A 20,395-nucleotide genomic window follows, 5' to 3' on the forward strand; every position below is an offset into this window, starting at 1 on the left:
AGGCCGAGATTGTCAGCACAGCCGCAAGCACCGAGGATTCCGCGCCGCCGCGCCCCCATCGCCATCACGATCGGGGTGGTGGCAGTGCTCGTCATCGCGTTCTTCGTCTTCGTCGGCCTGTACGCCGACGTGCTCTGGTACGACCAGCTCGGGTTCCTCGAGGTCCTCACGACCGAGTGGATCGCCCGCGTGGTGCTCTTCTTCATCGGCTTCGTGGCCATGGCCGTGCCCGTGTGGGCTTCGATCCAGATCGCGTACCGCACGAGGCCGGTCTACGCCAAGCTGAACTCGCAGCTCGACCGCTACCAGGAGGTCTTCGAGCCCCTCCGGCGCCTCGCCATGTACGGCATCCCCGTCGTGCTCGGCGTCTTCGCGGGCGTCTCGGCGTCGAGCCGCTGGCAACTCTCCCTCACGTGGCTGAACCGCACGCCGTTCGGCACGGCCGACGCGCAGTTCGGGTTCGACGTTGGGTTCTTCGTCTTCGAGCTGCCGTTCTACCGTTCCATCGTCGGATTCGCCTCGGCGGTCGTCCTCCTCTCCCTGCTGCTCGTCGTCGCGACGGCCTACCTGTACGGCTCGATCCGCGTGAGCGGCCGCGAGGTCGTGATCTCCAAGTCGGCGCGCGTCCAGATCGCGGCCACCGCGGGCGTGTACCTGCTGCTGCAGGCGATCAGCATCTGGTTCGACCAGTACGCCACGGTCTCCGAGGCGGGCCCGATCATCACGGGCGCCGCCTACACCGACGTGAACGCCGTCATCCCGGGCCGGGGCATCCTCGCGGCGATCGCCGCGGTGGTCGCCGTGCTCTTCTTCGTCACCGCGGCGATCGGCCGGTGGCGGCTGCCGCTGGTCGGCACGGCCCTGCTCATCGTGTCGAGCCTCATCATCGGGTCATTGTACCCGTGGGTCGTGCAGCGGTTCCAGGTCGACCCGAGCGCGAAGACGCTGGAGGCGCCGTACATCGAGAAGGCCATCGATTCCACGCGTGACGCGTACGGGGTGTCCGACATCGAGTTGATCCCGTTCGAAGCGAAGACCGATGCCGAGCCCGGTGCCCTGCGGGCCGACGCCCAGACGACGGCGAACATCCGGCTCATGGACCCGCTCGTGATCAGCCCGGCGTTCCGGCAGCTCGAGCAGTTCCGCCAGTACTACCAGTTCCCCGACGCGCTCGACGTCGACCGGTACGACATCGACGGCGCGACGCAGGACACCGTGGTGGCCGTGCGCGACCTCGCGCTCGACGGACTGGGCGACGCGGAGACATGGTTCAACTCGCACATCGTGTACACCCATGGCTACGGCATTGTGGCGGCCGCGGGCAACCAGCGCTCCGTCGACGGACAGCCTGTCTTCCTCCAGTCCGGCATCCCGTCGACGGGCGTGCTTCCCGACTTCGAGCCTCGAGTCTACTTCGGCGAGGACTCGCCCGACTACTCGATCGTCGGGGCTCCAGAGGGCGACGACGCGATCGAGCTCGATTACCCGGCCGGCGGCGACAGCGAGCGCGAGACCCGCACGACGTTCGAAGGCGACGGCGGGCCGAAGCTCGACAACGTCTTCACCAAGCTCGCCTACGCGCTGAAGTTCCAGTCGGAGCAGATCTTCCTCTCCGACGCCGTGAATCCCGAGTCGCAGATCCTGTACGACCGCGACCCGATCGAGCGGGTGCGCAAGGTCGCGCCCTACCTCACGCTCGACTCCGACACGTATCCGTCGGTCGTCGACGACCGGCTGGTCTGGATCGTCGACGGCTACACCCTCACCGACCAGTACCCGTACTCGAACAAGGTGAGCATGAGCGAGGCCATCGCCGACAGCGAGGGGCTGCCGGCGACCCTGCCGTTCGACGAGGTCAACTACATCCGCAACTCGGTGAAGGCCACGGTCGACGCCTACGACGGCTCGGTGACGCTCTACGCGTGGGACGAGGAGGACCCGATCCTCCAGACCTGGCAGAAGATCTTCCCCTCCGCGCTCGAGCCGATGGAGGAGATGTCGGGCGACCTGCTCAGCCACGTGCGCTACCCGGCCGACCTGTTCAAGATGCAGCGGGCGGTGCTCGGTCGCTACCACGTGACCGACCCGGGATCGTTCTACTCCCGCGAGGATGCCTGGACGACGCCGAAGGAGCCCACGGCCGGCGCGAACACGACCTTCCTGCAGCCGCCGTACTACCTGACGATGCAGATGCCCGGTCAGGATGCCCCGTCGTACTCGTTGTACTCGACGTTCATCCCCGAGGCGCGCGGCGAGCAGAGCCGCAACGTGCTGCGCGGATACCTCGCGGTCGACTCCGACGCCGGCTCGGCCGACGGCGAGCGCGGCGAGGACTACGGCAAGCTGCGGCTGCTCGCGCTGCCCGAGGACGACAACGTGCCGGGCCCCGGTCAGGTGCAGAACCAGTTCGACGGCGACCCGAGCATCTCGGCCCAGCTGAACATCCTGAAGCAGGGCCAGTCCGACGTGATCAACGGCAACCTGCTCACCGTGCCGGTGGGCGGCGGCCTCCTGTACGTGCAGCCCGTCTACGTCCAGTCGACCGGAAACACGAGCTACCCGCTGCTGCAGAAGGTGCTCGTCGCGTTCGGCGACCAGATCGCGTTCCAGGACACGCTCGACCTCGCGCTCGACGTGCTCTTCGGCGGTGACTCGGGTGCGGACGCCGGCGACAACGAGGTGGAGCCCGGCACCGAGCCCACCACGCCGCCTGGGGAGGGTGAGCCGACGACGCCCGTGGCACCGACCGACGAGGTGCAGGCGCTGCTGAACGAGGCCAAGGTGTTGATCGAGGAGAAGCAGACCGCGCTCAGCGAGGGCGACTGGGTATCGTATGGCCGCGCCGACGCGAGGCTTGCCGAGATCGTCGCGGAACTGCTCGAACTCACCCAGGCCGAGCCTCAGGCCGAGCCGCAGGCCGCGGAGGGGCAGTGACCGGTTCCGTCGAGCTCCGCGGCGGTGAATGGCTCGACGACAACCGGGCGAACTGGGACGAACGGGTGCCGATAGACGGGGCATCCGACTTCTGCCGGGCACGACGAGATGCCGTGGCAGATCTTCCCGACGGCCGTGCCGCAGGGCGAGGGCATGTTCGGCCGGCTTCGATTTGGAGCCGGATCACCCGCCTGCTAGTGTTGTCTCTTGTGCCGCGGGGTGGAGCAGTTCGGTAGCTCGCTGGGCTCATAACCCAGAGGTCGTAGGTTCAAATCCTGCCCCCGCAACCGAATCGGAACGCCCGGTCTCTTCGGAGGCCGGGCGTTTCGTATTCACCGCGACCGCCGACTCGATCGGCTCGAGGCCGAGCAGGTAGTTCGGGCTCACCGCGAACTCATGCGAGAGCCCCATCACGTCGTCCAGGTTCCAGCGGTTCGCCATGCTCATCTTGCTGTAGATGGTGGTGGGCTTCGCACCGAGACGCATCGCAAGCTCGCGCTGGGACATCCGGTTGATGAACAGCAGGTGATTGACCCGAAGTGACACCACATCGGACGTGCTGGTCATGTGGGAGTGCTGCGCATCCGTCATGTCATCATCATCCCACGCAAAGTTGCGTCTGACACGAAGAAATCCTAGATCGCGATCAAACGTACGTAAAACACGTATTGCCTGCTACCTTTTGGGCATGGTTGCGGAAGAGAGCTACCTGATCCCCCGCGGAGGTTGCAGCCATCTACCGGGTGACGGACGGCACGATTCGCAAGCTAAGTCGGCACGTACGCCACGACTTCGCCGACGTCCTCAGATGGGTGGGCGATCAGCGACATGGGTAGGCCACGGCTCCCGGCAGGCGAGCTGGGCAGGATCGGCGTCACTCGTCTCGAGAACAGCCGCTACCAGGCCCGTGGAGCCACCCGAGACGACAGCGGCGCCCTGCTACGACTGGCGGGTCAGCGGCGAGACCGAGGAAGCGGCACGCGAGGCCCTGCGGAGCAAAGCGACGCGGCTCAGCGGGACAGGACGATCGAGGATGTCGAGCTCGACGATCCGAAGCATGGCGAGGTGCTCGTCAAGCTGGCGGCATCCGGCCTGTGTCACTCGGACGAACACGTCGTCACGGGCGACATACCGGTGCCGGCGTACCGAAAATCGGTGTTTACGAGGGCGCCGGCGTAGTGGAGAAGGTGGGGCCCGAGGTGGACAGCCTGAAGGTGCGCGACCACGTCCGTGCTGAGTGTGAGCGCACACGTGAAGCAGTCGTCCGACGCTCGACCACCGCGGAGCGCCCCAAGAACCGCAACCGTCGCGACATCGTCAGAGGCGAACGTGAAGGCGGACGTGAAGCACGTGCGCGTTCGTCTCGCCCAGCGCCGCCCGGCGGTTGCGCCCGTCGAGCGAGTCCCACCCGCGTGACCAGCTGAGGCGTTGCGCGATCTGCCACACCGTCGCATGCGGGTCCTCGCGGAGGACAGCGGCGACCTCTTTCGAACGCGACTGCGTGTGGTCACGCAACTCATCGAGCCGGTCGCCAAGGTTCTCGAAGCGGTATTCGTGCGCTGGAGCGACCTCGTACCCGTCCCACGGGCGCAGGAGCTCGAGGGACGAGAGGTAGTCGGCTATCGAGTTCCGGTCGTGGAGAGTTGCATCGAGCATCCCGACGTACGGCGAGATCCGTGGAAGCACGTGGTCGCCTGTCAGAACGACCGCGTTGTCGACGTCGACGAGACTCAAGTGACCGTCGGTGTGGCCGGGTGTCCAGATGGCGCGGACGTCACGGCCGACGAGTGGAAGCCGGTCGCCGTCGACGATCTCGTAGTCCAGTGTGCGGGCGGGGCGGTAGCGCTCGATCTCCAGAATGTCTGGCGTTGCGTCGTCGAGCTCCCCGGCGGGGACGCCCAACGCCGACAGCTGAGCTTGATCCCGCGCGACGAGCTCATCCGCCGAGCGGTGTACGTCGAGGTGCGATACCTCTCGGGGATGCATGCCGATCCAGGAGCCGGTGTGATCGGCGACTGCGGGAGCGAGTGCGAGATGGTCGGGGTGCGCGTGGGTCACGACGATTCCGACGAGGTCTTCCTCGCTCAGGCCGGCGGTGCGGATGCCGGCGCGCAGGTGATCCCGGCTGGGCCCGCTGTCCCAGCCGGGATCGACGATGATGTAGCGTCCATCGTCGCCGACGAGTAGATAAGCGAGGGTGTAGCGGATCGGGAACTCGAGGCACTCCACCGGCACGCTCCACAGCCCTGGTCGCACGCACTCGACCGGCGGAAGTCGATAGTCCGCCCACGCGTCGACCTGCCGCTGCGACGTCGGCCGTGCACTTGCGCCGAGCACGCGACGCGGTCGCCGGCCAGTCATCTTCTCTTCCGTAGGTTCACCACATTATGTAATCACACCGCGTAGCCACCAGGCGCCCAAGGATCGATGACCCCCGGCTCGCGAACGATCGTGCGCCGCTCGGTGCCTTCTCATTGGCCGGCTCGGCGTGCGTGCATCGCGGTTTGGCAAAGTGCTGAGAGCAAATTCATCCCGTGCAGGTTCTCCAAGCCGAACGTCCAGGTGAGCCGGCTCGCGACGTCCCACGCCGGTAAGCCCGACGAGCCATCGAGGACAGCGCCTGTCAAAGGCCATTTGGAACTGCCCGGGGGCGGCCAGCAGAATTGCCCGCTGGTGGCCACGGGAACTGCCCAGTCATGGCCAACAGATCTGCCCACCAGGGTTTGGGTGGCGTTGGCCATGAAGCGGCTGCGGGCGGTTAGCTCATCGCGGTGACTCCTGTCCCGGCAAGAGCTTCGGTGAGCCGGATGGAGTCGCCGCTGGTTTGGCAGACGTGGGCGTGGTGCAGAAGCCGGTCGACGGTTGTCGTGGACCTCGGGCGGGACCGTACCGCCTACAGCGTGTTCGTCCCGATGTCGGTCAACGGCCACGCGAAGAGAGTCGACTCCTTGACGAACCCGACCGGAACGCCGTCGTCATCGAATCGGATGCCGCTGTGTTCGTGTGAGCCACCGGCATGGGGCTACTGCGGCCAACACGAGGCCAAGTGCGTCGCGGTCCAATCCGGGTGTCTCTTCGGCCAAGTCAACGGCCGGCCGCGCAGATCGCCGCGGTCGTGCTGGCGATGGGGCTGTACGAGAAGGCGCGGGCGGCGGAGGCGTGAGCGATCGCACTGGCTGGAGCGAACGTGAACTCAATCTCGGAGTGAATGTAAGCTCGCGCGGCGACGAGGCCGACTGACCCGACCCTGCTCAGCCCGGCCCGCGCGGGCCGAGCATCCCTGCGAACAGGGCGTGCAGCAGCGGCACAGCCGACGCCACCATGAGTACGGTGCCGAAGACCACGTCATCGGGCCGGAGCAGGATGCCGCCGATGAGCAGGCCGGCGAACAGGATCGCCGAGATGACCCGACGTCCGGTCCGCTCGAGCTGTCGCAGACGTTGGTCGAGGCGCGGCGTCGCGACGGCGAGCTTCCCGTCTTCGAGCCGCGTGGCCAGGTCGTCGAGACGGCGGGGCAGCCGGGCTGCGATCCCGGCGATGGAGACGGTCTCCTGCGCGAACGCCCGAACGACGCCGCCTCGTTCGTCGCGCAGCAGCCGAGCGGCGTAGGGCTCGACGGCGTTCCAGATGTTGAATTCGGGATCGAGCGAGCTGCACATCCCCGAGGTGAGCGAGATCGCGCGGATGATGAGCAGGAAGTTCTCGGGAAGCTGGAACGGCAGCGCGCGCATCGTGTCGCTGAACTCGATGGCGAATCCACGCAGCTCGCTCTCATCGAGCTGCCGGAGGTCGGCGAATCCCATGCCACCGAAGCGCGCGAACAGCTCGGTCATGGCCCGCTCGAGCTCGGCGGTGTCGGTGGACGGCAGCAGCACGCCCAGACCTTTGACGCTGTCGACGAGCTGCCGCCCGTTGCGTGAGGCGACCGCGATCAGGAATCGCTGCAGGCCCTGACGCAGGGAGTCGGGGACCTCGCCCATCATCCCGAAGTCGACGAACGTCAGTGCCCAGTCGCGTCCGTCCGTGCGCGAGCCGGCGGGGAGGGGCGTGACGAAGATGTTGCCGGGGTGCGGGTCCGCGTGGAAGAGGCCGTCCACGAACAGCTGATCGAGCATCACGGGCGCGAAGTCCGCCGCCACCTCCGACGGGTCGATGCCGGCGGCGCGCAGGCCCGCGAGGTCGTTGATCTTGATCGCGGTCACGTCCTGCAGCGTGAGCACGCGCCGCGTGAGGCGCTCCCACGCGATCTCGGGCACCCGCACGCGCTCGTCGCCGGCGAATTCCTCGGCGAATCGCTCCGCGTTGAGCGCCTCGTGCAGGTAGTCGATCTCCTCGAGGCTGGTCTGTGCGAACTCCTCGACGAGCCTGGGCAGGTCCACATGGCTCGACACGAGCTTCACTCGGTTCAGCCATCCCGCCACCCTGCGGAGGGCCGCGAGGTCCACGTCGATGATCGCCTCGATCCCCGGTCGCTGCACCTTGACGACAACGTCGGCGAACCCGGTCTCGGCGGCTTCCGCGGGCGTCAGCCGGGCACGGTGGGCCTGGCCGAGGGATGCCGCCGCAAGCGGTGCGGGGTCGAAGAAGGAGTACGCGTGCTCCAGCGGCACTCCGAGTTCGGCTTCGGCGAGCGCGCGGATCCCCGAGAACTCCTCCGGGGGAACCTCGTCCTGGAGTCCTTCGAGCTCCTTCGTGATCTCGGGCGGAAGCACGTCCAATCGAGAGGACATGAACTGCCCGACCTTGATCATCAGTCCGCCAAGCTCGACGGCCAGCGTGTGGAAGTTCCGCGCGATGCGCCGGAGCCTCGCCGGACGCCCGCGCGCGGCCGACGTCGCCAACCCGATCCAAGGCAGGAAGAGCTCGAACCACCACTCTTCTGCCATGTACCGCGCGGCGAACCGCAGGAGCCGCCGGTAGCGGGCGCGCGAATTCCTGACGTCGGCCATGGAGTCTCCTTGACGCCGACGTGCTGGCGTCACGCGGTCAGTTCTGGGCGAGGATGGAGTACAGCCTACGCCGCGCCTCGTCGAGGACGGCCACCGCTTCCGTCACCTGCGCGGGCGACCCGCTGCGCGCCACCTGGGCGGCGGCCTGGGCGAGCTGGGCGCCCGCCTTCGGAATCGCGGTCGCGCTCGCGGCATCCCGCATGCCGGGCATCTCCCAGGGTGCCGAACGGTCCTTCGACTGCTCGGTCTCCTCCCGCCCTGCGTCGGTCAGCGAGTACGTCTTCCTGCCGCCGGACTCCTCCGCGGTGATGAGCCCCTCGTCGGCCAGCATCTGCAGCGTCGGATACACCGAGCCCGGGCTCGGCTTCCACATGCCATGGCTGCGCGACTCGATCTCGTGGATGATCTGGTAGCCGTGCATCGGTTGTTCCGCCAGGAGGGCGAGCACGGCCGCTCGCACGTCACCTCTCCCCATACGGGTGCCCACGCGCTGCTCGAACGCATCCTTCAGCTGATCCATCGCCTCCCACAGCCCGGCGCCCGACCACCCCGTGCCGGGTCCGCGAGAACGCGACCCGAATGGATCCCCTGAGTACGAACCGTTCATGACGACCTCCTTGCGGCAGCGATCTCATCCGTCTGTACCGATATATAACGATACATCGCTCAGAGCGGGACTGCCAGTGACGCGTCAGCCTTCGCGTTCCGGGACCTTCGGCCCGGCGCACCGAGCGGTCGAGCCGCACCATGGGGGCATATCCACGGATCCGCGGTCGTCGTCCGGCGCGCGGCCGGCGCGCGCCCCGGCCCGGCCGGCAGGCCGGAGGGTCGGCTACGCCGTGGCGATCGTGGTGAACGTCGTGTTCTTCCTGCTCGTGAACGTGTGGCCGACGTGGCGGGTCGTGCCGTTCCTCACCGAGGCGACGCAGGAGGTCCTCGTCCTGGTGAACCTGTCGCTGCTCGCCGGCGTGGTCGTGAACACCCTGAACCTCGCACTCGATCTCGCGTGGGTCAGGGCGGTGGGGGAGATCGTCACCGCCCGGCCCGCCTACGCGCTGTCGCCGTTGAGTCGGAACGGCACGGTGACGATGTTCGAGGCCACGCCGATCTGCTGAAGATCGTGCTTGTCGACCGCGCCGTCCTGGTTCGCGTCGGGTACGACCGCCGGTGCATCGTCGAAGACCCCGTTGCCGTCGAGGTCGTCGATCACGGCCACGGTGAGGACGGTGTCGACGTCCTCGCCGGCGATCGGGGCTCCGACGAGCCAGGCGTCCCAGATCTCCGCGGCCCCCTCGGACCGATCGGTGATGCCGGTCAGGTTGAACAGGTTGGCGAGGTTGGTGCCGGGCCCCGAGAAACCGGGCCGGGTGCTGCTGGTCGTCGAGGTCAGCACGACGAGTCCGGGCAGCCGGTCGTCGGCGCCCGTCGAGAAGGTGCCGGGGAAGGGGTCGATGTCGTTGTGCGCCGCGGGGCCGGTCAGCTGGAGCGCGGAGAAGCCCGCCGCCGCGAGCCCGTCGTGGTACTCGAGCGAGAGGTCGACGAACCAGCCGGCGCCGTCGAGGCCGGCGTGGTCGCCGCGGCTCGGCGCGAGCACGTCCACGTGTACGGGGCTGTCGTTCGGGTTGCCGGTGTCGGCCGCCGCCCCGCCGATCGCCGACGCGGGGATGGTCGTGGCGATCGCGCCGGCGACGAGTACTCCGGCGGCGATCGCGAGACGAGTGATGGTCGTGTTCACGGGAATCTTCCTTCGTTCGAGTTCGAATACCACGTGGGCGGCTCTCGTGTCCGTCCCTCCTCGTAAGACGACACGCAGGGCGATTTCGTTCACCGCCACGCTGATGAGCGGCTCGCATAGGCTGGCCGCATGGCCGACTCGACCCCCACCGATCCCGGCTTCGCGATCGCCGTGGCGCAGTTCGCGCCCGGCGACGATCGCGCGGCGAACCTCGACGAGATCGCGCGGCTCGCCGAACTGGCCGTCGCGCGCGGTGCACGGCTCGTGGTCTTCCCCGAGTACTCGAGCTACTTCACGCCGACGCCCGAGGCGTCGTGGCTGGATGCCGCCGAGCCCGTCGGCGGCGCGTTCACGACCGCGCTCGCCGCGCTCGCCGACCGCCTCGGCGCGCATCTCGTGGTTGGCATGATCGAGCGGCTCGAGGTCGAGCGCCGGGTCGCGAACACCGTGGTCGCGATCGCGCCGCGCACGGGCGTCGTCGCACGCTACCGCAAGCTCCACCTCTACGACGCGTTCGGGCAGCGCGAGTCCGAGTGGGTGGCGCCGGGGGAGCTCGACGCTCCCGAGGTCTTCGAGGCGGGCGGCATCCGCTTCGGCCTGCAGACCTGCTACGACGCGCGCTTCCCCGAGGTGACCAGGCGCATCGTCGACGCCGGCGCCGACGTCGTGTGCATGCCCGCGGAGTGGGTGCGCGGCCCGCTGAAGGAAGCGCACTGGCGAGTGCTCACGACCGCGCGGGCGCTCGAGAACACCGTCTATGTCGCTGCGGCCGATCACGCGCCGCCGGTCGGGGCCGGCAACAGCATGATCGTCGACCCGATGGGCATCGAGCTGGCCACGATCGGCGAGGCCACGGATGTCGCGGTCGCGTGGATCTCGCGCGAACGCATCGAGTCGGTGCGCCGCGTGAACCCGGCGCTCGAGCTGCGCCGGTTCCGCGTCATCGAGCGCTGAACGGTCACCGCGGACTGCTGAGCCGGCTCACCGCGAGCCGAGCCGCGCGAGCCGCGAGGATGCCTCGCCGAGCACGTCGCGGCGCTTGCAGAACGCGAACCGCACGAGGCTGCGATACGCGTGCTGCCGGTCGGCGTGCACGAAGGCCGACACCGGCACGCCGACGACCCCTGCCCGGTCGGGGAGCTCCCGGCACAGCACCGCACCGTCGTCGTAGCCGAGCGGAGCGGCGTCGGCGACGATGAAGTACCCGGCATCGGGCAGCGAGACGGTGAAGCCCGCCGCCTCGAGGCCGGCGGTCAGGACGTCGCGCTTGGCGCGGAGGGAGGCCGCAGCATCCTTGAAGACCGTATCGGGCAGGCCCAGTCCGGTGGCGATCGCCGGCTGGAACGGAGCGCCGTTCACGTAAGTGAGGTACTGCTTGACCGCGAGCACGCTCGTGACGAGGTGGGCCGGGGCGGTGAGCCAGCCGATCTTCCAGCCCGTGGTGGCGAAGGTCTTGCCGCCCGACGAGATCGAGATCGTGCGTTCGCGAGCGCCGGGAATCGCGGCGATCGGCCGGTGCGCCACGCCGAACGTGAGGTGCTCGTACACCTCGTCGGTGACGATGAGGGCATCGTGCCGCACCGCCAGTTCGACAATGCGTTCGAGCACGTCGTCGCCCAGCACGGCGCCCGTCGGGTTGTGCGGCGAGTTCACGAGGATGAGGCGCGTGCGATCGGTCACCGCCGCGTCGAGCTCGGCGAGGTCGACCCGCCAGTCGGGCCTGTGCTGCTCCGGAGGCCAGTGCAGCGGAACGGTGCGGTGCACGCCGCCGGCTCGGGCGATGAGCGCCGCGTACCCGTCGTAGGACGGCTCGAACGTCACGACCTCATCGCCCGTGTCGACGTGCGCGAGGATCGTCGCGGCCAGGGCCTCGGTGGCGCCGGCGGTCACGAGCACCTCGGATGCCGCGTCCACGTCGAGCCCGTACCACCTGGCCTGGTGCGCGGCGATCGCCTCGCGCAGCACGGGGGCGCCGATGCCCGGGGGATACTGGTTGACCCCGTCGGCGATGGCCTGCCGTGCCGCATCCAGCACCTCGGCCGGTCCGTCTTCATCGGGGAAGCCCTGGCCGAGGTTGATGGCGCCCGTGCGCTGGGCGAGCGCGCTCATCTCGGCGAAGATGGTTGCCGCGATCGAGCCGTCGGCCGCGAGGAGCCCGGCGCCCGCGGCGGTGCGCTGCCAGGGGCGGAGGCCGGGTGCGGGGGAGAAGTCGCTCACGCTCTCACCGTACGTCAGGCTGCGGCCGCTACGCTGGCGCAGGGGCGTGCTCGGGAGACATCCGTGTTCGGACGAATCACTGCTCGGGGATAGCCGGATCACAGACTTTGCCGATGCCGCACACAGCTTCGGGCTGGATGCTGGGCACCGACTTGGAAGGAGCAATCATGACCGACACCACCGGCGGTCCTACCGGCGAGGCCCGGCAGGGCGACGTCGCCGAGACCGCTTCGACGAACCTGCCTGCCGGGGAGGCGGCCCAGCCGCAGCCCGCCGAGGCCCCCGCAGTGCCGCCCGCGGCCGAGGCTCCCGCAGCGCCTGCGGCGGCCCCCGCCACCGGCACCGTGTACCAACCCGGCCTGGCGCCGCAGCCGTACCACGCGCCGCAGTACGGGCATCCGGCAGCACCCGCGGCCGGCGAGACCCGGCCGATCTCGGGCGAGGTGCCGCCCGCCTTCGGCGGCCCGCGCCCCGGCGAGACGCAGCCCACCACGCCCCTGGCGGGTGTGCCGCCGTACGGCGCCGCCCCCGGCGGCCCGGCCGTCGCCGGCGAACCGGCACCGAAGCCACGCCGCGTCGGACTCGGCGTGGCCGCGGCGATCGTCGCCGCCGCACTGATCGGCGGCGCCTCGGGCGCGGGCATCACCGCGCTCGTCACGGCGAACGACTCGCCCGCATCGACCGGCGGCTCGGAATCCGCGCAGAACATCGTCGTGAACGACACGGACTCGGTGAACCAGATCACGGCGGTCGCAGCGAAGGCGAGCCCGAGCGTCGTCACCATCTCGGTGTCGGGCAGTCAGGCCGGCGGCACGGGCTCGGGCATCATCCTCTCCGAGGACGGCTACGTGCTCACCAACACGCACGTCGTGACGCTCGACGGCGCGACGGGCGACCCCGTGATCAAGGTGGAGACGAGCGACGGGCGCCTGTACGACGCCGATCTCGTGGGCACCGATCCCCTCTCCGACCTCGCGGTCATCAAGCTCGTCGATGCGTCCGACCTCACGCCCCTCGAGTTCGCCGACTCCGACGAGCTCAACGTCGGCGACACGGCGATCGCCATCGGCGCGCCGCTCGGCCTCTCGGGCACGGTCACGAACGGCATCATCAGCGCACTCAACCGGTCGATCGACGTGGCGTCGTCGGCCGCGCCCGAGACGCCCGACGACCAGGGTGACGGTGAGGGCGGGGGCGACGGCTCCGAGAGCCCGTTCGACTTCTTCTTCGACCTGCCCGACCCCGAGGGCGGCCAGTCGCAGCAGCCGTCGGCGGACGCCGGCCGGGTGTCGCTGCCGGTCATCCAGACTGATGCCGCGATCAACCCGGGCAACTCGGGCGGCGCGCTCGTCGACTCCGAGGGCCGGCTCATCGGCGTGAACGTGGCGATCCTGTCGACCGGCGGCTCCACCACGCAGGCGGGCAACATCGGCGTGGGCTTCGCGGTCCCGTCGAACCTCGCCGAGCGCATCGCCGACGAGATCATCGAGGACGGATCGGCGACGCACGGTCTCCTCGGCGCGACCGTGACGGCAGCCGAGTCCGACGAGACGAGCACCATCGTCGGCGCCCTCATCTCGGAGATGACCCCCGGCGGCGCGGCAGAGCAGGCCGGCCTCCAGGCGGGTGACGTGGTCACCGGGTTCAACGGGGTCCCGATCACCGACCAGACCGACCTCACCGCGCAGGTGCGCGCGCTGGCGGGCGGCGCCTCGGCCGAGATCACCTTCACGCGCGACGGCGAATCGCAGACGGTCGACGTCACGCTCGGCACCTTCGAGGGCTGACCGGCCACGGCTGAGCGAGGCGAGGAGGGCCGGGGTCCGCAGGACCCCGGCCTCCTCCTCTGCGAAGGGCGTGGCTGCTAGGCTCGATCGACCCGAGCGAGTGAGGAACATGCCCGACCAGCACCACCAGGCGACACCGTCGTCGCTCGTCGGTGTCTCCTATGTCATGCCCGTGCTGAACGACGTCACCCACGTGCGCGCGGCCGTCGAGTCGATTCTCGCGCAGGACTACGACGGTCCCGTGGAGGTGCTCATCGCCCTCGGCCCGTCCATCGACGGCACGGCCGAGCTCGTCGCCGACCTCGCCGAGCGGCATCCCGACGTGCGCGTGCTCGAGAACGAGGTCGGGTCGACGCCCGCCGGGCTCAACATCGGCATCCGCGCCGCGCGGCATCCCGTCGTCGTGCGCGTCGACTCGCACTCGATGCTGCCCACCGACTACGCGCGCATCGCCGTCGAGACCCTCGAGCGCACGGGCGCCGACAACGTCGGCGGCATCATGGACGCCAGGGGCGAGACGTCGTTCGAGCGGGCCGTGGCCCTCGCCTACACCACCAGGGTGGGCCTCGGCGGTTCGGCGTTCCATGTCGGCGGAGCCGAGGGCCCCGCCGACACCGTCTACCTCGGCGTGTTCCGGCGGAGCGCGCTGGAGCGCGTCGGCCTCTTCGACGAGACGATCAAGCGCGGGCAGGACTGGGAGCTCAACCGGCGTCTCCGCGAGACCGGTGGCACCGTCTGGTTCACGCCGGCGCTCGGCGTCACGTACCGGCCCCGTTCCACGGTCGAGCGGCTCGCGCGCCAGATGTTCTCGACGGGCCTCTGGCGCGGTGAGCTCGCGCGGCGCTTCCCGGCCTCGAACGGGCTGCGGTACTTCGTGCCGCCGGTCATGGTCCTCGGTGTCCTCCTCGGCATCCTCGTCGGCATCGGCGGCATCGTGCAGGCCGCGATGGACTTCGCGCCGTGGCTCCTCGTCGGGTTCGCGGTACCGGCCGTCTACGCCCTGTTCGTCGTCGTCGCGACGTTCGTGTACGCCCGCGGTCGCGGCGCGCGCACGGCCGCGTGGTTTCTCGTAGTGTTGCCCTGCATACACGTGTCGTGGGGGATCGGCTTCGTGCTCGGCTACCTCTCGCTCACGAGCAACATCGCAAAGCACACGGGAAGGTGACGCGGATGTCCCAAGCCGGTCAGGCCGCGGCCAGGCCCACGTCGATCGCCGAGCTCCGCGCGGTCACGCAGCCGCCCGAGGTGCGGGGCCGCCGCAACGCCGAGCACTGGACGGCCTCGCTCTACCTCCGCAACCTCTCGCCGTACCTCACGTGGCTGCTCCTGAACACGTCGATCTCGGCGAACGGCGTCACGGGCCTCATGATCCTGGTGGGCTGGTCGACCGCCGCCGCCCTGCTCATCCCCGGTGTCTGGGGCGCGCTCCTGGCCGTGGTGCTCGGACAGCTGCAGATGCTCGTCGACTGCTCGGACGGCGAGGTCGCCCGCTGGCGCCGCACGTCGTCGCCGGCCGGCGTGTTCCTCGACAAGGTCGGGCACTACACGACCGAGGCGCTCATCCCGCTCGCGCTCGGCATCCGCGCGGCCGCATACCCCGTCGAGCTCCCCGCCGACTTCCTCTGGACGACCATCGCGGCGCTGCTCGCCCTCGTCATCGTGCTGAACAAGGCGCTCAACGACATGGTGCACGTGGCCCGCGCCAACGCGGGGCTGCCGAAGCTCGCCGACACCCACGGCGAGACCGCGCCCCGCGGCGGGCTCATCGCGAAGCTGCGCAAGGCCGCCCGATTCGTGCCGTTCCACCGCCTGTACCACTCCGTCGAGCTCACGCTCATCGTGTTCGCCGCCGCGCTCGTCGGCCTCGTCGCGGGCCAGCCGCTCGTCGATCGCATCGTGGTCGTGGCGCTCCTGCCGCTCGCTGCGCTCTCCCTGGTCGGTCACTTCATCGCGATCATGGCGTCCCGCCGTGTCCGCGCCTGACGCGCCGGTGCCTGAGCCTGCCGAAGGGGCGTCCGCTTCGACGGGCTCAGCGAACCTTCCGCGCGTCGGCGTGGTCGTGCTCACGATGGGCACCCGGCCCGTCGACCTGGCACGCGGCATCCGGAGCGTGCTCGACCAGGAGGACGTGACGGTCGACGTCGTGTGCGTGGGCAACGGGTGGAACCCCGCGAGTGCTGTTCCGCCGCTTCCCGCCGAGGTGAAGACGCTGCACCTGCCCGAGAACCTCGGCATCCCCGCCGGCCGGAACCGCGGCGTGCCCGAGATCGCGGGCGACGTGCTCTTCTTCCTCGACGACGACGCGTTCCTGCCGAGCCCCCGGTTCCTGGCCGACGGATGCCGCCTCCTTGCGGCCCGGCCCCAGATCGGGCTCATCCAGCCCCGCGTCGTCGACCCGGCCGGCCGGGTCTCGCCACGCCGGTGGATCCCGCGGATCCGGAAGGGCGACCCCGCGCACTCGAGCAGCGTGTTCTCGTGCTGGGAGGGCGCGGTGCTCATGCCGCGTGCGGTGTTCGATGCCACGGGCGGGTGGGCCGATCCGTTCTTCTACGCGCACGAGGGCATCGAACTCGCGTGGCGGGTCTGGGACACCGGCCACGTCGCCTGGTATGCGGGCGACCTCGAGGCGGGGCATCCGGTGATCGATCCGGCCCGCCACGCGTACTATCACCGGCTGAACGCGCGGAATCGCGTGTGGCTCGCCCGCCGCAACCTGCCCGCCCTGCTCGTGCCGCTGTACGTGGGCTCGTGGACGGTGATCCAGGTGCTGCGCTGGGCGCGGAACCCGTCGGCCCTGCGCGCCTGGTTCGGCGGTTGGCGCGCGGGCTGGGGGGAGGACGCGGAGGAGCGTCGTCCCATCCGGTGGCGCACGGTGTGGCGCATGACGCTGGCCGGGCGACCGCCCGTGGTCTGACCCGCGCGCGGCACGCCCGCGCCTGGTGCGATGCGTAACGATCGGCTCTCGGTCGGCCCCGGCGGCCACCCCCGGGACATCCGGCGTTCACCCGCTCGTTACCCTTGGACGGTGAGATTTCGCAGGGACGCCCAGCGCGCCGTCAAGCTGGCCAAAGACATCATGCAGTCGCGGCGAGGCCAGCGGGAGCTGCTCGCCCGGCTCGCGGAACTGCCTCCGCTCGAGCCGCACCGGTACCGCATCGGGGTGTACTTCGCCGACGGCCGGGTCAACCTCTACCAGCTGCGTCAGTGGTACAAGCCGCTCGCCGAGCTCGCGCAGACGTACCCCGTGCTCATCCTCAGCCGTACCTCGGGCGCGGCGCTCGCGCTCCTCGACGAATCCCCACTGCCGGTCGCCTACGTGCGGCGGGTCGTCGACCTCGAGCAGGTGATCCACGACCAGGACCTGCACGTCGTGTTCTACGTGAACCAGAACGCGAAGAACTTCCAGATGATGCGCTACGGGCGTCGCTGGCACGTGTTCATCAACCACGGCGAGTCCGACAAGATGTACATGACCACGAACCAGTTCAAGGCGTACGACTACGCACTCATCGCGGGCGACGCGGCACGCGCGAGGCTCGAGAAGGTGCTGTGGGACTACGACTTCGACAAGCGGGCCATCCCCATAGGACGACCGCAGGCCGACCACTACCTCGACGGAACGTCGCTGCCCTACACGCCCGACGAGCGCGACGTCGTGCTGTACGCGCCCACCTGGGAGGGTGATCGCGGGGCGGCCGCCTACGGCTCGATCACCTCGCACGGCGTCCAGCTCGTGCGCGGGCTCCTCGCCACGGGTCGGCACCGCATGATCTACCGGCCGCACCCGCGGTCGGGCATCGGCGACCACGCGTACGGCGCGGCGAATCGCGAGATCATCGCGGCCATCGCCGCGGCCAATGCCGCCGACCCGACGGCGCAGCACGTCTACGACGACGGTCCGTCGCTCGGCTGGCAGTTGGCGGCGGCGGATGTCGCGATCGTCGACATCTCGGCGATGGTGTACGACCGGCTCGCGGCCGGCAAGCAGCTGCTCATCACCCGGCCCGCGAATCCCGAGGCCCAGATCGACACGGGCGGGTACCTGCAGGCCTGCGAGTGGCTCGAGGCGACGGATGCCGCGTCGATGGTCGCCCGCGTCGACGAGGTCGCCCACGACGCGGCGGCGCTCGAACGGCTCGGCATCTGGGTCGAGCGGTACTTCGGCGACACCACCCCCGGCGTCACGACGAAGCGGTTCCACGACGCCGTCGACCACCTCATGGCCGAGTGGGAGCGCTTCGCGACGCTGCACGCGGGCGAGGAGGAGGTCGACGAGTTCGAGGAGGAGGACGAAGACGAGGCGGAGACGCTCGGCGCCTAGCCGCGCGTGGCTTCGGGGTCCTTGGGGTCGCGGGCGTCCTCGGCGACTTCCGTGCGGTCCGCAGCATCGATGGCCGCCTGTGGCTCCGATCGACCCCGTCCGCGCACCGCCCGCGCTGCCGCGGCGCGCAGCCCGCGGCTCGAGCTCACGGCGAATCCGCCGAGCGCGAGGCCGGCCCGAGACATCCGGAGGGCCGCGGTCTTCACCATCGAGTCGTCGCCACGCGGCTCGAGATCGGGCCGGAGCAGGGCGGGCGGCGCCCCGAACGCCAGGCGGGACTGCTGCAGCACCTTGCGGCCGAGCAGGTGGTTCCCGGCCCCGCCGATGGCCGCGCCGATGCCGAACGGGATGGCCTTGCCGATGACGCCGACGCCACCGCGCACGGCGAACTGCCGGATGAAGACGGTGCGCAGTCGGTCGACCACGGTGCCCATGACGGCTTTCGGCATGCTGTTCGTGACGAGCTCGCCCCAGTAGGCGCTGCGGGCCACGCCTTGCCCGGTCGCCTGCGCCGCGAGCTGGCGCACGAGGTCGATGCCCTCGCGGCCGAGCATGAGGGTCATCACGAGGGCGCGGGCCCGCTCGGGGTTCTCCACGGCGATGCCGTGCACCTCGGCCACCGATTGCGCGAACAGCGCCGTGGCCTCGAGGAAGCCGGCGGTCTCGACGCTGGAGAGCGCGAGCGTGACGCCAGTGCCGATGCCGGGGATGACCGCGGTCGCACCTACCGTGACGCCGCCCGTCGTGACCGCGGCGAGGTAGCGGCGTTCCAGGATGCGCACGATCTGGTCGGGGGTGGCGTTCGGAAACCGACGGCGGATGCCGCGGAGGTGCGCCACGACGACCGGACGCTGGATCGACAGCACGGCATCGATGCCGCGCTCGACGCCGTGCGCTCGGCCGAGGTCGGCCTGGGCGCCATCGGGGCCGCCGGGCGTGTTCTCGGGCTCGCTCTCGCGCGGAGCGCTCGGGCCCATCGAGGTGATCTTGTGCACGCGTTCGGTCATGGTGTCTCGATCGTAAGCGCCGAAGCCGAGCGGATGCCGGGGGTTGCATCGAGACGCTGGAGTTCCACGGTCGCGGGCGAGGGGGTCACGACTCGTCCTCCACAGGCCGATGGGCCGAGCAGTTGTCCACAGGCGAATTCCCTGATCAAGGGGTATTTCAAATGTCGGTGGGTCATGATCGAATGAAATCGTGGAACCCACAGCCCGACTCGCGGAGGCGCTCGACCGAGTCACCGAGCTCGAGCGCTCCATCCGCTCCCTGCAAGCCGAGCAGCTGCGCCGCGTGCGCGAGCTCCGTCTGCTGATGCGCACGGTCGAGGCGCATCCTGCGCGCACCGAACGCGACAACCGGGAGTGGGCCGACCGCGCCTGCTCGGCCGAGCTCGCCACATCGCTGCAGGTGCACGAACGCACCGCCACGGCCATGATGCACGATGCCTCGGCGCTCGTCGACCTGCCTGCGACGGCTGAGGCGCTCGCCGTCGGCGACGTGTCGCTGCATCACGTGCGTGCGCTCATCGATGCGGTCGGGTTCGTTCCCCGCGAGCGGGCGACCGAGTTCGAGCAGGAGGCGATCGAGAAGGCCCGCCGCATGACGACGACCGGGTTCCGCAGGGCGCTCGTGCGCATGCAGCATCGGTACCGGCCCACGGCCGCCGAGGCCCGCAAGCGACGGGCGCTCGACGAGCGGCGGCTCGTCATCGAGCCGGCCCACGACGGTATGACCTGGGTCAACCTCCTGTGCGCCGCTGAGGAGGCGGTCGCGATCCGGGCGCGAGTGGCGAGTGCCGTCGCCGTACGACAGGCGGGCGATGTGCGCACCAGGCCGCAGCGCGAGGCCGACGCGGCCGTCGGTCTGCTACTCGGTCGAGCCGACGCTGCGGCGGTCCCCGAGCCCGGCGATCTCGGCACCGTGCGCGCGACGGTGCATCTCGTCATCCCGGCGCTCACCCTCCTCGGGCACGGTGCGCAGCCGGTCATGCTCGAGAACTACGGCCCCATCGACACCGAGACGGCCCGGCACCTCTTCGCGCACGTGCCCTCGTTCCGAACGATCCTCACCGATCCGGTGTCCGGCGCAACGCTCCGTTACGGTCGCTCGACACGCAGGGTGCCCGCCGACCTCGCCGCATGGCTGCGCATCCGCGACGGGCGGTGCCGGTTCCCCGGGTGCGCGCGGCCGGCGAGCGAGAGCGACCTCGACCACACCGTCGCGAGCGAGCACGACGGATGCACCGACCACGACAATCTCTCCGCCCTCTGCCGCGGCCACCATCGTCTGAAACATCACACCGGCTGGCGTGTCTGGCAGCGGTCCGACGGCACGATCCGGTGGCACAGTCCCGCGGGGCGCTGGTACGACTTGCCGCCCGATGGGCTGGTGAGACCCCTTGGGCGGCCGGGCGAAGACGAAGCCGCGGAGCGCACGGGTTGAGGTGGCCTGG

At 69.9% G+C, this 20,395-nt stretch carries 15 protein-coding genes and 1 tRNA gene; 10 read left to right on the plus strand and 6 right to left on the minus strand.

The window, feature by feature from the left end:
• The first annotated feature begins 9 nt into the window (after window positions 1–9).
• The gene (locus tag IEX31_RS00900; protein WP_373285483.1) at window positions 10–2,934 is read left to right on the plus strand and encodes a UPF0182 family membrane protein; all 2,925 of its coding nucleotides are present in this window, start codon (window positions 10–12) and stop codon (window positions 2,932–2,934) included.
• Window positions 2,935–3,147: 213 nt separating this feature from the next.
• Window positions 3,148–3,221: transfer RNA gene (locus IEX31_RS00905), tRNA-Met, on the plus strand.
• Between the two features lie 1,030 nt (window positions 3,222–4,251).
• Here the strand turns inward: IEX31_RS00905 and IEX31_RS00910 are convergent.
• From IEX31_RS00910 to IEX31_RS00920, 3 genes are all read right to left on the minus strand, one after another.
• Window positions 4,252–5,295, minus strand: coding sequence for an MBL fold metallo-hydrolase (locus IEX31_RS00910; RefSeq protein ID WP_188741552.1), 1,044 nt, complete (start codon window positions 5,293–5,295; stop codon window positions 4,252–4,254).
• Window positions 5,296–6,185: 890 nt separating this feature from the next.
• Window positions 6,186–7,883: an ABC1 kinase family protein gene (locus tag IEX31_RS00915; RefSeq protein ID WP_188741553.1), complete on the minus strand. Its 1,698-nt coding sequence runs from the start codon at window positions 7,881–7,883 to the stop codon at window positions 6,186–6,188.
• 37 nt (window positions 7,884–7,920) lie between these two features.
• Window positions 7,921–8,490, minus strand: a complete 570-nt coding sequence (locus IEX31_RS00920; protein WP_188741554.1) for a PadR family transcriptional regulator — start codon at window positions 8,488–8,490, stop codon at window positions 7,921–7,923.
• A gap of 232 nt (window positions 8,491–8,722) precedes the next feature.
• Here IEX31_RS00920 and IEX31_RS00925 point away from each other — a divergent pair, with 232 nt between their 5' ends.
• On the plus strand, window positions 8,723–8,998 hold the full coding sequence (locus IEX31_RS00925) for a hypothetical protein (RefSeq protein WP_188741555.1): 276 nt from the start codon (window positions 8,723–8,725) through the stop codon (window positions 8,996–8,998).
• Here the strand turns inward: IEX31_RS00925 and IEX31_RS00930 are convergent.
• The gene (locus tag IEX31_RS00930; RefSeq protein WP_188741556.1) at window positions 8,932–9,618 is read right to left on the minus strand and encodes a hypothetical protein; all 687 of its coding nucleotides are present in this window, start codon (window positions 9,616–9,618) and stop codon (window positions 8,932–8,934) included. The two genes, IEX31_RS00925 and IEX31_RS00930, sit on opposite strands and share 67 nt — an antisense overlap.
• A gap of 129 nt (window positions 9,619–9,747) precedes the next feature.
• Between IEX31_RS00930 and IEX31_RS00935 the strand changes: the two genes are divergently transcribed.
• Window positions 9,748–10,572, plus strand: a complete 825-nt coding sequence (locus IEX31_RS00935; protein ID WP_188741557.1) for a carbon-nitrogen hydrolase family protein — start codon at window positions 9,748–9,750, stop codon at window positions 10,570–10,572.
• 27 nt (window positions 10,573–10,599) lie between these two features.
• Here IEX31_RS00935 and IEX31_RS00940 read toward each other — a convergent pair whose 3' ends face one another.
• Window positions 10,600–11,835 (minus strand): aminotransferase class I/II-fold pyridoxal phosphate-dependent enzyme, encoded by a 1,236-nt coding sequence (locus tag IEX31_RS00940; RefSeq protein WP_229662012.1) that lies wholly within the window; start codon window positions 11,833–11,835, stop codon window positions 10,600–10,602.
• Window positions 11,836–12,002: 167 nt separating this feature from the next.
• Between IEX31_RS00940 and IEX31_RS00945 the strand changes: the two genes are divergently transcribed.
• The 5 genes from IEX31_RS00945 to IEX31_RS00965 all read left to right on the plus strand — a co-directional run bounded on the left by IEX31_RS00945 (window position 12,003) and on the right by IEX31_RS00965 (window position 17,943).
• Complete coding sequence (locus IEX31_RS00945; RefSeq protein WP_188741558.1) at window positions 12,003–13,622, plus strand: S1C family serine protease; 1,620 nt, start codon at window positions 12,003–12,005, stop codon at window positions 13,620–13,622.
• 109 nt (window positions 13,623–13,731) lie between these two features.
• Entirely contained in the window at window positions 13,732–14,787 is a 1,056-nt protein-coding gene (locus IEX31_RS00950) for a glycosyltransferase family 2 protein (RefSeq protein WP_229662013.1), read from the plus strand.
• A gap of 5 nt (window positions 14,788–14,792) precedes the next feature.
• Window positions 14,793–15,605, plus strand: coding sequence for a CDP-alcohol phosphatidyltransferase family protein (locus tag IEX31_RS00955; protein WP_188741559.1), 813 nt, complete (start codon window positions 14,793–14,795; stop codon window positions 15,603–15,605).
• 85 nt (window positions 15,606–15,690) lie between these two features.
• Window positions 15,691–16,536: a glycosyltransferase family 2 protein gene (locus IEX31_RS00960; RefSeq protein WP_188741805.1), complete on the plus strand. Its 846-nt coding sequence runs from the start codon at window positions 15,691–15,693 to the stop codon at window positions 16,534–16,536.
• A gap of 162 nt (window positions 16,537–16,698) precedes the next feature.
• Window positions 16,699–17,943, plus strand: a complete 1,245-nt coding sequence (locus IEX31_RS00965) for a CDP-glycerol glycerophosphotransferase family protein (RefSeq protein ID WP_188741806.1) — start codon at window positions 16,699–16,701, stop codon at window positions 17,941–17,943.
• Here IEX31_RS00965 and IEX31_RS00970 read toward each other — a convergent pair.
• Window positions 17,940–18,950: a hypothetical protein gene (locus IEX31_RS00970; protein ID WP_188741560.1), complete on the minus strand. Its 1,011-nt coding sequence runs from the start codon at window positions 18,948–18,950 to the stop codon at window positions 17,940–17,942. The genes IEX31_RS00965 and IEX31_RS00970 overlap by 4 nt on opposite strands.
• Before the next feature lie 190 nt (window positions 18,951–19,140).
• Between IEX31_RS00970 and IEX31_RS00975 the strand changes: the two genes are divergently transcribed.
• Window positions 19,141–20,385, plus strand: a complete 1,245-nt coding sequence (locus IEX31_RS00975; RefSeq protein WP_188741561.1) for an HNH endonuclease signature motif containing protein — start codon at window positions 19,141–19,143, stop codon at window positions 20,383–20,385.
• The last annotated feature ends 10 nt before the right edge of the window (window positions 20,386–20,395 follow it).

Origin of the sequence: Agromyces bauzanensis (assembly GCF_014645655.1) — a bacterium.
GTDB classification, from domain to species: Bacteria; Actinomycetota; Actinomycetes; order Actinomycetales; family Microbacteriaceae; genus Agromyces; species Agromyces bauzanensis.

Coding starts and splice junctions, on each gene's coding strand:
- IEX31_RS00910 (WP_188741552.1), bottom strand. CDS start 5,295: ATGACTGGCCGGCGACCGCGTCGCGTGCTCGGCGCAAGTGCACGGCCG.
- IEX31_RS00935 (WP_188741557.1), top strand. CDS start 9,748: ATGGCCGACTCGACCCCCACCGATCCCGGCTTCGCGATCGCCGTGGCG.
- IEX31_RS00960 (WP_188741805.1), top strand. CDS start 15,691: ATGGGCACCCGGCCCGTCGACCTGGCACGCGGCATCCGGAGCGTGCTC.
- IEX31_RS00970 (WP_188741560.1), bottom strand. CDS start 18,950: ATGACCGAACGCGTGCACAAGATCACCTCGATGGGCCCGAGCGCTCCG.
- IEX31_RS00950 (WP_229662013.1), top strand. CDS start 13,732: ATGCCCGACCAGCACCACCAGGCGACACCGTCGTCGCTCGTCGGTGTC.
- IEX31_RS00915 (WP_188741553.1), bottom strand. CDS start 7,883: ATGGCCGACGTCAGGAATTCGCGCGCCCGCTACCGGCGGCTCCTGCGG.
- IEX31_RS00955 (WP_188741559.1), top strand. CDS start 14,793: ATGTCCCAAGCCGGTCAGGCCGCGGCCAGGCCCACGTCGATCGCCGAG.
- IEX31_RS00965 (WP_188741806.1), top strand. CDS start 16,699: ATGCAGTCGCGGCGAGGCCAGCGGGAGCTGCTCGCCCGGCTCGCGGAA.
- IEX31_RS00920 (WP_188741554.1), bottom strand. CDS start 8,490: ATGAACGGTTCGTACTCAGGGGATCCATTCGGGTCGCGTTCTCGCGGA.
- IEX31_RS00945 (WP_188741558.1), top strand. CDS start 12,003: ATGACCGACACCACCGGCGGTCCTACCGGCGAGGCCCGGCAGGGCGAC.